Source organism: Streptomyces sp. NPDC006872 (assembly GCF_040635845.1).
Taxonomy (GTDB): domain Bacteria; phylum Actinomycetota; class Actinomycetes; order Streptomycetales; family Streptomycetaceae; genus Streptomyces.
Map to the genome: position 1 here is coordinate 629657 of NZ_JBEYIL010000005.1, position 13488 is coordinate 643144.

Sequence of the window (13488 nt, forward strand, 5' to 3'; positions counted from 1 at the left end):
CCGCCGACTCCGTCGTCCTGGCGGCCGGTTGTGTCCTGTGGCGGCGTTCGCCGGCGGCGGCGGGCGGGCTGGAGATCTGCCTCGTCCACCGCCCCAAGTACGACGACTGGTCGCACCCCAAGGGCAAGCTGAAACGCGGCGAGGACCCGCTCGCGGGCGCGCTGCGCGAGGTGGAGGAGGAGACGGGCCACCGGGCCGTGCCCGGCGCCCGGCTCCCCACCGCCGAGTACGAGGCGAACGGCCGCCCGAAGCAGGTCCGCTACTGGGCGGCGGAGGCCGTCTCCGGCGGGTTCGTCGTCAACCACGAGGTCGACCGGCTCGTCTGGCTCCCTCCGCCGGCTGCCCGCGACCGGCTCACCCAGCCGAGGGACCGCACGCTCGTGGACGCCCTGCTGCACGTCCTGCACCTGGCATAACGGGCGGGGAAACGGGGCGGGTCACCGGAATCGCCCCGTGTCCTCGACGTAAGCGTTCCGTGACCTAACCGCACCGTCCCCAGGGGTTCACCCGCCGTTCACCCGCGCCCGTAAGCGCCTTCACCTGATCTGCCTAATTTCGGCCTTACGCGGTGCGGCACGTGAACCGAAAGGACACGCCGGACCGACCAGACTTCGCACACTCCGCACGCCGCCGGAATTCAGGACGGCGGCTCCTGGAAGGATCTTCCTCAAGTGAAGCTTCAGCGCATGAACCGGCGGGCTCTCTCCCTCGGTGCTCTCGCCGTCTCCGGCGCCCTGGCCCTCACGGCGTGCGGCTCCGACGACACCGGCTCCAGCAGCGGCAGCAGCAGCTCCTCCGCCACCGCGGCCGCCGGGTCCATCAAGTGTGACGACGCCAAGGGCCAGCTCCTCGCCGACGGCTCCTCCGCGCAGAAGAACGCGATCGACGCCTGGGTCAAGAACTTCACCCAGGCCTGCTCCGGCGTCCAGATCAACTACAAGGGCTCCGGCTCCGGCGCCGGTGTCACCGCGTTCACGCAGGGCACGGTCGCCTTCGCCGGCTCCGACTCCGCGCTGAAGCCGGAGCAGGTCACCGCCTCCAAGTCGGTCTGCACCGGCGGCCAGGGCATCGACCTCCCGATGGTGGCCGGCCCGATCGCCGTCGCCTACAACGTCTCGGGCGTCGACAACCTGACGCTGGACGCCGCGACGATCGCCAAGATCTTCGACGGCAAGATCACCAACTGGAACGACGCCGCGATCAAGGCGCTGAACCCCGACGCGACGCTGCCCGACCTGAAGATCCAGCCGTACCACCGCTCGGACGAGTCGGGTACGACGGACAACTTCACCAAGTACCTGATCGCCGCCACCCCGGACAACTGGAAGTACGAGGGCGGCAAGGCCTGGCAGGCCAAGGGCGGCCAGGCCGCGGCCGGCTCCTCCGGTGTCGCCCAGGGCGTGAAGCAGACCAACGGCGCGATCGGCTACATGGAGCTGTCGTACGCGAAGGACGGCCTCGGCACCGTCGCCGTCGACACGGGCGCCTCGGCCCCGGTCAAGCCCTCCTCCGACGGCGCCACCAAGGCCGTCGCCGCCGCGCAGGTCGTCGGCACCGGCAGCGACCTGTCGCTGAAGCTGGACTACAACACCAAGGCCGAGGGCGCCTACCCGCTGACCCTGGTCACGTACGAGATCGCCTGCGACAAGGGCAACAAGGCCGCGACCCTGCCCGCCACCAAGGCGTTCCTCCGCTACGTCGCCAGCACGGAGGGCCAGGGCATCCTCTCGGGCATCGACTACGCGCCGATCCCCGACGCCATCATCGCCAAGGTCCGCACCACCATCGAGGGCCTGAGCTGATCTGAGCGGTGCGGTCCGGCACCGGGGGAACCCGGTCCGGACCGCACCCGTCCGGTGCACCGCCGCCAGGGGCCGCCCGCAGTCCGGCCCCACCCGAGCCGCCCACACCCCGCAGGCGGCTCCGCAGACCGGAGACCCCTATGGACATATCGACACAGAAGTCAGACACGGACGACACCCCTCCCCCCACGGCCGACGCCGAGCAGAAGGCCGCCGCCCGCGGCGCCACCCGCCCCGGCGACCGCATCTTCCTCGCGCTCTCCCGCGGCTCGGGCATCTTCCTGCTGGTGATCATGGCCGCGATCGCGGTCTTCCTCACCTACCGCGCCTCGCTCGCGATCGGCAAGGACGACGCCAACTTCCTCACCGCCTTCGAGTGGAACACCGGCCTCGTCCCGCCGAAGTTCGGCATCGCCGTCCTGGCCTTCGGCACGGTGGTCTCGTCGATCATCGCCATGGTCATCGCGGTCCCGATCGCCGTCTCGATCGCCCTCTTCATCACGCACTACGCCCCGCGCCGCCTGAGCGGCCCCGTCGCGTACGTGATCGACCTGCTCGCCGCCGTGCCGTCCATCGTGTACGGCCTCTGGGGCGCGCTGGTCCTCGTGCCGTACATGGACGGCCTGTTCGGCTGGCTGAACAACTACTTCGGCTGGACCGGGATCTTCTCCTGGGACGAGGGCGCCCCGCGCTCGATGCTCACGGTGGGCATCCTGCTGGCGATCATGATCCTGCCGGTCATCACCAACGTGAGCCGCGAGGTCTTCCGCCAGGCTCCGCAGATGCACCAGGAGGCGGCCCTGGCGCTGGGCGCCACCCGCTGGGAGGTCATCCGCATGTCGGTGCTCCCCTTCGGCCGCTCCGGCGTGATCTCCGCCTCGATGCTCGGCCTCGGCCGCGCCCTCGGCGAGACGATGGCGGTGGCCACCGTGCTCTCCCCCGACTTCGACATCCACGCCAGCCTCCTCAACCCCGGCGGCGGCACCTTCGCCCAGAACATCGCCAGCAAGTTCAACGAGGCGACGGAGTTCGGCCGTGACGCGCTCATCGCCTCCGGTCTGGTCCTGTTCGTCATCACCCTGCTGGTGAACGGCGCGGCACGATGGATCATCTCCCGCCGCAGTGAGTACTCGGGGGCCAACGCATGAGCCACGCAAGCGCAGTAGCCGACAAGACCCCCAGCACCCTGCGGGGAGCCAGCCTCCCGAGCTGGTCCCCCTACGCCATCGCGGCCGGTTCGCTCGCCCTCGCGGTCGTCGTCGGCCTGGCCGGCGGCCTGGACAGCAAGGTCCAGTGGGGCCTGATCGCCGGTCTCCTCTTCCTCGTCGGCACCTACGGCATCGCCGCGAAGGTGGAGGGCCGCCGCCAGGCGAAGGACCGGATCGCGACGAACCTGGTCTGGGTGGCGTTCCTCCTCGCCGTCGTCCCGCTGGTCTCCCTGCTCTGGACGACGATCCAGCGCGGCGTGAAGGTCCTGGACGTCTACTTCCTCACCCACTCCATGGGCGTGGTGGCGGACAGCGAGCCCGGCGGCGGCATCTACCACGCGATCCTCGGCAGCCTGGAGCAGGTCGGCCTGGCCACGGCGATCGGCGCCCCGATCGGCATCCTGACGGCGATCTACCTGGTGGAGTACGGCCGCGGCAGCCTGGCCAGGGCGGTCACGTTCTTCGTGGACGTGATGACGGGCATCCCGTCCATCGTGGCCGGCCTCTTCATCCTCAGCCTGATGCTGATGCTGGACATGCAGCCCTTCGGCTTCGCGGGCTCCCTGGCCCTGGCCATCCTGATGATGCCGGTCGTCGTACGCTCGACTGAAGAGATGCTGAAGCTCGTCCCCAACGAGCTGCGCGAAGCGTCGCTCGCCCTGGGCGTGCCGAAGTGGCGGACGATCCTGAAGGTGGTGGTCCCGACCTCGATCGGCGGCATCATCACGGGCGTCATGCTGGCGATCGCCCGCATCGCCGGCGAAACGGCCCCGGTGCTGCTGTTGGTCTTCGGAAACCCGTTCATCAACTCGAACCCCTTCGAGGGTGCGCAGTCCTCGCTGCCGCTGTACATCTATCAGCAGTACGCGCAGAGCGCGGGATCGACGGCTGCCTACGACCGTGCCTGGGCAGCATCGCTCACGCTGATCGCCTTCGTGATGATCCTGAACCTGGTGGCTCGCGGAATCGCCCGCTGGAAGGCCCCGAAGACCGGTCGCTGACGCGGCCACACAGCGACTGATCTGATCTGATCGGGAAGTGAAGTAGAAAAAATGGCCAAGCGAATCGACGTAAGCGGTCTGACCGCCTACTACGGGTCCCACAAGGCGATCGAAGACATCTCGATGACGGTCGAGCCCCGCTCGGTGACGGCCTTCATCGGCCCCTCCGGCTGCGGCAAGTCCACGTTCCTGCGCACGCTGAACCGCATGCACGAGGTGACCCCCGGCGGCCGGGTCGAGGGCAAGGTCCTGCTGGACGACGAGGACCTGTACGGCGCGGGCATCGACCCCGTATCGGTCCGCCGCGAGGTCGGCATGGTCTTCCAGCGCCCGAACCCGTTCCCCACGATGTCGATCTTCGACAACGTGGCGGCGGGCCTGCGCCTGAACGGCAGCTACAAGAAGTCGGAACTGGCGGACGTCGTCGAGAAGTCCCTCAAGGGCGCGAACCTCTGGAACGAGGTCAAGGACCGCCTGAACAAGCCCGGCTCGGGCCTGTCCGGCGGCCAGCAGCAGCGCCTGTGCATCGCGCGAGCGATCGCGGTCGAGCCGAAGGTCCTCCTGATGGACGAGCCCTGCTCGGCCCTGGACCCCATCTCCACCCTCGCGATCGAGGACCTGATCGGCGAGCTGAAGGAACGCTTCACGATCGTCATCGTGACGCACAACATGCAGCAGGCGGCGCGCGTCTCCGACCGCACGGCCTTCTTCAACCTGTCCGCCGTCGGCCAGCCCGGCAAGCTGATCGAGATCGACGACACGGAGCGCATCTTCTCCAACCCGTCGGTCCAGGCCACGGAGGACTACATCTCGGGCCGCTTCGGCTGACCCGACCCCCCCCCTCAAGTCCCCTCGCGGTGCTGCATGGCGGTGCCACCGCGAGGACACAAAGAGCCCGCCCCCCGACAGGGGGGCGGGCTCTTCTGTCGCCTCCGGCGGTTGAACGGGGACCGGGGCACCGGACTCACCAGCCCCGGCCCCAGATCAGGGAGCAACCCCTCACCCACCAAGCCAAGCCAACCGGACGGTCACACACCTGGGCAGCAGGCAGAGGGCAAAGCCCCAAGACACGGACAACCCCTCAACCCACCGAACCGGGCGGGTGCGAGGACGAACACCCGGGGCGCAGGGGGCCGAAGCCCCCGGACGGGGTACAGGGGGCGAAGCCCCCGCGGGGGTCCGGGGCGAAGCCCCAGCTCGGGTCCAGGGCGAAGCCCCGAAACCAGAACGACCTCCCACCCACCGAACCGGGCGAACAGACAGCCACCTGGGGGTGCAGGGGGCGGAGCCCCCGCTGGGGTCCGGGGCGAAGCCCAAGCTCGGGTCCAGGGCGAAGCCCCGAGACAGGGCACCCTCACCCACCGAGTGGGGTGGACGGGCAAGCACCTGGGGGCAGGAGAAAGCAACCCCCGCCGGGGGCCAGGGCGAAGCCCCGAAGTCGGGGCAACCTCCCACCCACCAAGCCGGGGGGATGGGCAGGCACCGGGGGGCGTAGGGGCGAAGCCCCCGACGAGGTTCAGGAGGACGCAGTCCCCGGACGGGGTGCAGGGGGCGGAGCCCCCGCGGGGGTCCGGGGCCGAAGCCCCGAAGCCAGGGCAACCTCCCACCCACCGAGTCGGGCAGACGGGCAAGCACCTGGGGGCGCAGGGGGCGGAGCCCCCGCTGGGGTCCGGGGCGGAGCCCCGGGGGGAGGGTGCCCTCTCAACCCACCGAGTCGGGTGGGTGGGTGGGCATCGGGGGGTGCAGGGGGCGGAGCCCCTGGCGCCCCGGGAGGGACGGGCTCGGCCTACCGAGTCGGGTGGGTGGGTGGGCAGGCTCCCCCTAGAGGAACACCAGGTTCACGACCCAGAACGCACACGCCGCAACCCCCCCGGCCGCCGGCATCGTAATGAACCACCCCAGAACGATGTTCTTCGCAACTCCCCACCGCACGGCATTGACCCGCTTCGTCGCCCCCACACCCATGATCGCCGAAGTGATCACATGCGTAGTGGAAATCGGCGCCTTGAACAGAAACGCGGTGGTGAACATGATCGACGCCCCCGTCGTCTCCGCCGCAAACCCCTGCGGCGGATCAAGCTCGATGATCTTCCGCCCAAGCGTCCGCATGATGCGCCACCCACCCGCATACGTCCCGAGCGACAACATCACCGCACAAGCGATCTTCACCCACACCGGAATCGGATCATCGGCCCCCTGCACATCGCCGATGACCAACGCCATCACCACGATGCCCATCGTCTTCTGCGCGTCCTGCAGACCATGCCCCAGCGCCATGCCCGCCGCAGAAACCGTCTGCGCTATCCGAAAGCCCCGCTTGGCCTTGTGCGGATTGGCCCGCCGGAACATCCACAAAATAGCCGTCATCACCAGATAGCCGACGACCAGCCCGACCACCGGCGAGACGAACATCGGAATGACGACCTTGTCGAGCACCCCGGACCAGATGACATCCGTGCCACCGGCGAGCGCAGCGCCCACCATGCCGCCGAACAACGCGTGCGAAGAAGACGAAGGCAACCCGAAGTACCAGGTGACGAGGTTCCAGACGATCGCCCCGATCAACGCGGCGAACAGGATCCCCATCCCCTTGGACCCGTCGGGAGTCTCGATCAGCCCGTTGCTGACCGTATGAGCGACGCCGCTCCCCAGGAACGCGCCCGCCAGGTTCATCACCGCGGCCATGGCCAGCGCGGCGCGCGGCGTCAGCGCCCGGGTGGAGACGGACGTCGCAATGGCATTCGCGGAGTCGTGAAAACCGTTGGTGTAAGTGAATCCGAGCGCGACGCCGATGGTCACGACCAGAGCAAAGGTGTCCATGAAAGGTTCAGGACTCCTTGACCGCGATGGTCTCCACCGTGTTGGCCACGTGCTCGAAGGCGTCGGCGGCCTCCTCCAGCACATCCACGATCTGCTTCAGCTTGAGGACCTCGATGGCGTCGTACTTGCCGTTGAAGAGGTGGGCGAGCAGCTTCCGGTGGATCTGGTCGGCCTGGTTCTCGAGCCGGTTGACCTCGATCCAGTACTCGGTGAGGTTCTCCATGGTCCGCAGGTTCGGCATCGCCTCGGCCGTCAGCTCCGCCGCCCGCGCCAGTACCTCGATCTGCTGCTCGACGCCCTTGGGCAGTTCCTCGACGTTGTAGAGGACGACCAGGTCGACGGCCTCCTCCATGAAGTCCATGATGTCGTCGAGGCAGGACGCGAGCTTGTAGATGTCCTCGCGGTCGAAGGGCGTGATGAACGAGGAATTCAGCTGATGGAAGATCGCGTGCGTGGCATCGTCACCGGCGTGTTCAGCGGCCCGCATACGCTCTGCGATCTCGGCCCGGGCGGAGGTGTCCGCCCCGAGCAGTTCCATCAGGAGTTTCGAGCCCGTGACGATGTTGTCCGCGGATGCGGCGAACATGTCATAGAAGCTCGTCTCCCTGGGGGTCAGACGAAATCGCACGTGGGGTCCTCAAGATGCATCGGTTTCGGTCAGGCTGATGCTAGGCGCATCATCCGGCCACGGCTAATGGGCCGTCCCCCAGTGTCGCCCATGAGACAGAGCGACCGGCAGGGGGGCGACCGGCAGGGGCGCGACCGGCGGCGGAGCAACCGACGAAGTGCCTGCTCGGGCCGTATACCCACGAAAGTTCGGTACGATATACCCAGTAGGGGTATATGTCTGGAGCTGGAGCGCTGGAGGACACGATGACGACCACCGAGGCCGGCACGGAAGAGACCCTTGCCACCCCAGCCCCCTCGACGGGCCAGGTCCACGGCTACCACAAACAGAAGGCCGAACACCTCAAGCGCCTGCGCCGCATCGAAGGCCAGATCCGCGGCCTGCAACGCATGGTCGACGAGGACACCTACTGCATCGACATACTCACCCAGGTGTCCGCCTCCACCAAGGCCCTGCAGTCGTTCGCCCTGCAGCTCCTGGAGGAACACCTGCGGCACTGCGTCGCCGACGCGGCCCTCAAGGGAGGCGACGAGATCGACGCGAAGGTAGAGGAAGCGACGAAGGCGATCGCCCGCCTGCTGCGCACCTGATCCGCAGCCCCGGAAGCCGGGCCCTTCACCTCACCCCTCACCTCACCTGTCCTCCCCTTCCCCCGCCCCTTCTTCCCTCACCCGCAACACCTGGTCGATGCTCTCCAGGCTGAGCCGTTCCTCCCCGGCCGCGGAGGCCGCGATGATCAACTCCCCGCACAGTTCGATCTCCGCGAGGGCCACGTGGTCCTGAACTGCCGTACCGCCGCCCGGAGCCACGCGCATCACCTCGTCTCTGCCGTCACCGACTTCCTAGAGTAGGGAGCGCTATACACCGCGCGCATGGCACGGACGGGCTAGTCCTTGTGTCCACCCTGTGGCCGAAAACAATCGCTCAGGAGAGCCGGGGGCGGCTTCACTCCTCAGCGATCCGCCCCGCGTAGATGTCCTTCGTCGCGGGCAACCGCACATCGACGGCAGCCCCGAAGTCGTACAGCAGGGTCGTGGAGGCGACCGCGACAGCCTCCTTCTGCTGCCCGTTGACGAAACTGAACCGGTGCCGGACCTTGCGGATCCGCCCCTCGTCGTCGAGATAGACGTCGAACGGCACCCGAGCCGTGGCGAACCCTTTCGCCGCCGCCCGCAGCGAGTCCCGTCCGCCCACGGACGCGTCCTCGGCGGCCACCGTCAGATCGGCGGTCCCGCGATAGTGCCGCACCGCCGTCCCGGCCACCTCGGTCCTCCCCACGTACGTCGCCGTACGCGTCCCGCGCAGCACCTCGGCGGCGGCGAACGGATCGGTGGCCCCGCCGGTCACCAGGTTCCCGTCGGACAGGGTCGCCGTCTCCACCCGCACCCATTTGTCGGCCGGCACCCCGGCCCCCCGGTTCTTCATGAACAGGGCTCCGGGCGCGAGGAGTTCGGTGATCGGCCGGTGCTCGCTGGCCCCGGACGGATCCTGCGGCAGCAGCACCCTCAACTCCCCGCGCTGCTTGCGGAAGTCGTACACCCCCTGGCCGCGGATCGTCACCCGGGTCCCGCCGGTGGCCATCTCCATCGACGTACGGGCCTTCGAGGTGCCCGCTTCGACGAGGGCGTCCGCGGCCCGGTGCAACGTCTCGACGGCATCGGCGGCCCGGCCGTCCTCGGCGGCGGCTCCGCCACCGGAACACCCGGCGGCCCCCGCACAGACCCCACACACCCCCGCCACGATCCCCCACAGGACCGCCGCACCCACCTGCCTGCGCTGCCGCTCCGCCATGGTCTCTCTACCCCCAGCCGGTACGTCCGTCACGGGCCCCTCGTCGTTCCGGCTAACGACGACCGAGTGCCCCTCGTCACGCAGGACCGAAAGCGTGCGACCGCCATACGGGTCCTTTACCGAACGTGGGTAACGTTGTCGGTGTGACACAGCAGGACCGCTCGGCCCACCCCCGCGCCGACGGGGAACACACCACCACGACCGTCGAACAGGGCCATTTCTGCCTGGCCCGCTGCACCTGCGGCTGGCGCGGACCGGCCCGCAGAGCGAGAAGCATGGCCAGAACGGACGCGCAACGGCACACAGACACGTGACTCGCCGACCGGCCCACCGGCCGACCCGACCGGCCGGCGAACGGACGTCACCGTTCCGTCACCGCCGCAACCCGCCGGAACCTGCGGTCCCCTGCCCCCGTCTCGCTCCATGAAGTACATGAAGTACGTGAAGCGCGTGAAGTACGTGCAGCGCACGACGTCCATGACATTCATGGAGCCGGCAGGCGGTCGAGGGTCGAGGGAAGGCGCAGGAACATGGAACGGCGTACGTTCATCGCAGGCGGCACGGCCGCGGTCGCGGCGGCAGCCACCGCCTGCAAGGCGACCGGCGGCAGCGCGAGCGGCCCGGCCTCGACGACCGGAACGGGAACGGGAACCGGGTCGACGACCCCGCTCACGAGCGCCGGCGTCGCCGCCCCCGCCAACTGGACCGCGCTGGCCCGCGACTTGGACGGCACCCTGGTCCGCCCCGGCGAAGCCTCCTGGACCGCGGCCCGCCAGCTCTACAACACCCGCTTCGACGGCCTCAAGCCGGCCGCGGTGGCCTACGTCGCCCACGCCGACGACATCCGTACCGCCATGGCATACGCCCGCGCCCACAAGACGAAGATCGCGATCCGCAACGGCGGCCACTCCTACGGCGGCTGGTCCTCGGGCGACGGCCGTCTGATCATCGACGTCTCCAAGCTGAACCGGGTCCGGGCGAGCGGCGCCTCGGCCGTGGTCGGCGCGGGCTCCAAGCTGATCGACGTCTACCGGGCGCTCGCCGCCAAGGGCATGACGATCCCGGCGGGCTCCTGCCCGACGGTCGGCGTCTCCGGCCTGGTCCTCGGCGGCGGCCACGGAGTGGTCTCCCGCGCCTACGGCCTGACCTGCGACAGCCTCACCCGGGCCACGATCGTCACCGCGGACGGCAAGCAGCTCATCGCCGACGCGACGACGAACAAGGACCTGTTCTGGGCGCTGCGCGGCGCCGGCAACGGCAACTTCGGCGTCGTCACGGAACTGCAGTTCAAGACCCACCCCGCGCCCCAGGCGGTGACGGGCTATCTCACCTGGCCCTGGGCGAAGGCGGCCGCGGTGGTGAAGGCGTGGCAGGAGTGGGGTCCGTCCCAGCCCGACGAGATCTGGTCCTCCCTGCATGTGGCGAACGCGACGGGCGGCGCGCCCACCATCTCGGTCGCCGCGTTCTGCATCGGCACGTACGGCCAGCTCCAGAACGCGGTGGACCGGCTGGCGGACCGGGTGGGGGCGCCGGCGACGAGCGTCTCCCTCCGCCGCCGCACCTACGAGGCGGCGATGGAGATCTACGCCGGCTGCTCGTCCTTCTCCTCGGACGCCCAGTGCCATCTGCCGGGCTCGACGCCGGGCCGCTCTCCGCAGGGCGCGCTGGGCCGCGAGACGTACGCGGCCCGCTCGGACTTCTTCGACGTCTCGCTGACGACGGCCGGGATCCAGACGCTCCTGAACCAGCTGAAGTCGGTCCAGGGCGGCTCGGGCAGCATCGCCCTGACGGCGCTGGGCGGCGCGGTGAACCGCGTCTCCCCCACGGCCACGGCGTTCGTCCACCGCCGCTCGCGCATGCTGGCCCAGTACATCGTGTCCTGGCGGGCGGGCACGACGGGCACGGCGGCGCAGTCCTGGCTGAACACGGCCCACAAGGCGATGTCCCCGTACGCCTCGGGCGCGGCCTACCAGAACTACGCGGACCCGACCCTGACGAACTGGCGCAAGGCGTACTACGGCGCCGCGCTTCCCCGTCTGACCCAACTGAAGAAGCAGTACGACCCGACGGGCGTCTTCGCCTACCCCCAGGCGCTGTAACCCTGGCCCTGGCCCTGGGGACGGCTAGGGCCTGTCCTGCCGATCAAGTCACAGGAATTCGGCGGGGCCTTGGAACACGGGTGAGCGGGGTCTGGTGCGTCCGACTGCAAGGCGGAGGAGGGCGTCGACGCGATGGGGGTCCCCCCGCTCGAGCGCAGCCGAGAGTGGGGGAGTCGGCAACCGACGACAACGCCGCAGGTGGGCGTGCCAGACCCCGCGTCTGGGGCATGATCGGCCGGACAGGCCCTAGGCGGCGAGATCCCGTTCCTCGGCGGCGACATCGGCCCGCGTGCCGGGCACGAACCCGTCCCGCTCCGCGACCCGGGCGGCGCGGCTCCGCACCACCCATCCCACCCGGGGCGACCGGTCGACGGCCTTCAGCACGGGGGTGAGCAGCATGGAGGCGACGGGCGACAGCAGCAGCGCGACGGCGGTCCCGAGCGCGAACCCGCCGACGACGTCGGTCGGATAGTGCACCCCCATATAGACCCGGCAGAACCCCTCAAGCAGCGCGATCCCTATCCCCACCAGCCCGAACTTCCGGTTGGCGACGAACAGCCCGACGGCCATGGCCATCGTCAGGGTGGCGTGATCGCTCACGAAGGAGTAGTCGGTCTTGCCGGAGACGAGCACCTCCAGCCCCTGATGATCGCGGAAGGGGCGGGGCCGCTCGACGAATCCCCGTATGGGCACGTTCACCAGCACGGCGATCCCGGCGGCGAGCGGCGCCCACAGGAGAGCGGCGACGGAGGAGGCTGCCTCCTCGGCCCCACCGCTCCGCCGCCGAACCCCCCACCAGCACCACACGATGAGCAGGATCATGGCGAGGAGCAGCCCGTACTCCCCCACGAACTCGACCACCCGGTCGAGCCAGTGCGGAGCGTCCTTGGCGAGCCCATTGATGTCATAGAGCAGGTCGACGTCGGGGTTCGACCCGGAATCGGCGAGTCCAGCCATGGTGCTGCGGCCCCTTCGTCGTGTTCTGCTCGGCGCACCTCACATGCGCCCGCCTCAACAGGAACGCACGGCCCCCGTTGATACGTTCCACTCTCCACTGAATGATCACTCAGACGTTATCGAAGAGAGACAGATCCCCGCAGCTCAGAGGCCGGGTGGCGGCCTCTGTCACACCGTCGTGGGCAGCGCTTTCGCGCCATCTTCGGTGACCCGGGTGGCCCCGAAGTACTCCGCCGTGTCGATGGGATCGAACCGAATGACGGCGCCCGTGTAGGGCGCGTCGATCATGTAGCCGCCTCCCACGTAGATCCCCACGTGGTGGATGGCCCGCGAGTTGCCGAGATCGGTGGAGAAGAACACCAGATCCCCGGGCAAGAGCTCACTCCGCGCGGGATGCGGCCCGGCGTTGTACTGATCGTTGGCGACCCGCGGCAAGGTGATCCCGACACTCTCGTAGGCGGCCTTGGTCAACCCCGAACAGTCGAACCGTCCACCCTGCTCAGCGGTACCGTTCCCACCCCACAGATAGGGCGTCCCGAGCTTCTTCTGAGCGTAGTAGATGGCCCCGGCAGCCTGCTTGGAAGGATCCACCCGACTGACAGGCGCGGCAAAGCTCTTCTCGAGCGTGCGGATTGTCTTGACGTAGTTCTGCGTCTCGCTGATCGCCGGAACCCCGCCCGCTCTGATGACGCGGTCCGGGCCGGCGTTGTAGGCCGCGAGCATGTTGTTGGTGACGTCTCCCGGCACGGTCTTGACGTACTTGGCGAGGTCGCAGTCGTACGAGGCGGCCGATGGAATCGCGTCATTCGGATCCCAGATGTCTCGGTCGCCGTCACCGTCGCCGTCGACGCCGTGGGTGGCCCACGTACTGGGGATGAACTGTGCGATGCCGCGTGCGTCGGCGGAGCTGACGACGTCCGGATCCCAACCGCTCTCCTGGTACAGCTGGGCCGCCAGCAGGGCGGGGTTGATGGCGGTGCAGAGGTTGCCCCACTTCTGCACGAGCGCCTGGTAGGCCGATGGCACGGCCCCCTTGGCCAGCCCGACGCTCCCCGCGCCGACGCCGTTGACGATGTTTCCGGCTACGAGGTACACACCGATGATGAGCAGCATCACGAAGCTCAGCCCGAGCCCGACCGCGGCTCCGCCGACCACCCAAACTTTTCGCACGCTTCAACCCTC

At 69.1% G+C, this 13488-nt stretch carries 14 protein-coding genes; 8 read left to right on the forward strand and 6 right to left on the reverse strand.

The genetic code is table 11. From position 1 onward, the window contains the following. The first annotated feature begins 17 nt into the window (after positions 1 to 17). From ABZ725_RS18770 to pstB, 5 genes are all read left to right on the forward strand, one after another. On the forward strand, positions 18 to 416 hold the full coding sequence (locus ABZ725_RS18770; protein ID WP_358803766.1) for an NUDIX hydrolase: 399 nt from the start codon (positions 18 to 20) through the stop codon (positions 414 to 416). Positions 417 to 671: 255 nt separating this feature from the next. Beyond that, the gene (pstS, locus tag ABZ725_RS18775) at positions 672 to 1802 is read left to right on the forward strand and encodes a phosphate ABC transporter substrate-binding protein PstS (protein WP_358803717.1); all 1131 of its coding nucleotides are present in this window, start codon (positions 672 to 674) and stop codon (positions 1800 to 1802) included. 140 nt (positions 1803 to 1942) lie between these two features. Continuing rightward, positions 1943 to 2950, forward strand: a complete 1008-nt coding sequence (gene pstC / locus ABZ725_RS18780; protein WP_358803718.1) for a phosphate ABC transporter permease subunit PstC — start codon at positions 1943 to 1945, stop codon at positions 2948 to 2950. Beyond that, complete coding sequence (pstA, locus tag ABZ725_RS18785) at positions 2947 to 4011, forward strand: phosphate ABC transporter permease PstA (protein ID WP_358803719.1); 1065 nt, start codon at positions 2947 to 2949, stop codon at positions 4009 to 4011. Before pstC ends, pstA begins: the two co-directional genes overlap by 4 nt. 51 nt (positions 4012 to 4062) lie before the next feature. Beyond that, complete coding sequence (pstB, locus tag ABZ725_RS18790; protein WP_358803720.1) at positions 4063 to 4839, forward strand: phosphate ABC transporter ATP-binding protein PstB; 777 nt, start codon at positions 4063 to 4065, stop codon at positions 4837 to 4839. Between the two features lie 993 nt (positions 4840 to 5832). Here pstB and ABZ725_RS18795 read toward each other — a convergent pair. Together ABZ725_RS18795 and ABZ725_RS18800 are read right to left on the reverse strand one after the other, a co-directional pair. Then, positions 5833 to 6831: an inorganic phosphate transporter gene (locus tag ABZ725_RS18795; RefSeq protein ID WP_358803721.1), complete on the reverse strand. Its 999-nt coding sequence runs from the start codon at positions 6829 to 6831 to the stop codon at positions 5833 to 5835. A gap of 7 nt (positions 6832 to 6838) precedes the next feature. Continuing rightward, the gene (locus ABZ725_RS18800) at positions 6839 to 7459 is read right to left on the reverse strand and encodes a DUF47 family protein (RefSeq protein WP_351911337.1); all 621 of its coding nucleotides are present in this window, start codon (positions 7457 to 7459) and stop codon (positions 6839 to 6841) included. A gap of 245 nt (positions 7460 to 7704) precedes the next feature. Here ABZ725_RS18800 and ABZ725_RS18805 point away from each other — a divergent pair, with 245 nt between their 5' ends. Beyond that, positions 7705 to 8049 (forward strand): metal-sensitive transcriptional regulator, encoded by a 345-nt coding sequence (locus ABZ725_RS18805; protein WP_351911336.1) that lies wholly within the window; start codon positions 7705 to 7707, stop codon positions 8047 to 8049. Positions 8050 to 8091: 42 nt separating this feature from the next. Here ABZ725_RS18805 and ABZ725_RS18810 read toward each other — a convergent pair whose 3' ends face one another. Together ABZ725_RS18810 and ABZ725_RS18815 are read right to left on the reverse strand one after the other, a co-directional pair. Then, on the reverse strand, positions 8092 to 8274 hold the full coding sequence (locus tag ABZ725_RS18810) for a hypothetical protein (protein ID WP_358803722.1): 183 nt from the start codon (positions 8272 to 8274) through the stop codon (positions 8092 to 8094). Positions 8275 to 8404: 130 nt separating this feature from the next. Then, entirely contained in the window at positions 8405 to 9250 is an 846-nt protein-coding gene (locus tag ABZ725_RS18815) for a hypothetical protein (RefSeq protein ID WP_351911334.1), read from the reverse strand. A gap of 143 nt (positions 9251 to 9393) precedes the next feature. Here ABZ725_RS18815 and ABZ725_RS18820 point away from each other — a divergent pair, with 143 nt between their 5' ends. Together ABZ725_RS18820 and ABZ725_RS18825 are read left to right on the forward strand one after the other, a co-directional pair. Beyond that, the gene (locus tag ABZ725_RS18820; RefSeq protein ID WP_358803723.1) at positions 9394 to 9564 is read left to right on the forward strand and encodes a hypothetical protein; all 171 of its coding nucleotides are present in this window, start codon (positions 9394 to 9396) and stop codon (positions 9562 to 9564) included. A 216-nt stretch (positions 9565 to 9780) separates the two neighbouring features. Then, a complete protein-coding gene (locus tag ABZ725_RS18825; protein ID WP_358803724.1) occupies positions 9781 to 11349 on the forward strand; it encodes an FAD-binding oxidoreductase in 1569 nt (522 codons plus the stop codon). A 246-nt stretch (positions 11350 to 11595) separates the two neighbouring features. On the opposite strand, the gene ABZ725_RS18830 is transcribed toward ABZ725_RS18825, so the two are convergent. Continuing rightward, positions 11596 to 12306, reverse strand: a complete 711-nt coding sequence (locus tag ABZ725_RS18830; protein ID WP_358803725.1) for a phosphatase PAP2 family protein — start codon at positions 12304 to 12306, stop codon at positions 11596 to 11598. Between the two features lie 168 nt (positions 12307 to 12474). Continuing rightward, positions 12475 to 13476, reverse strand: a complete 1002-nt coding sequence (locus ABZ725_RS18835) for a bifunctional lytic transglycosylase/C40 family peptidase (protein ID WP_358803726.1) — start codon at positions 13474 to 13476, stop codon at positions 12475 to 12477. Positions 13477 to 13488: the final 12 nt, after the last annotated feature.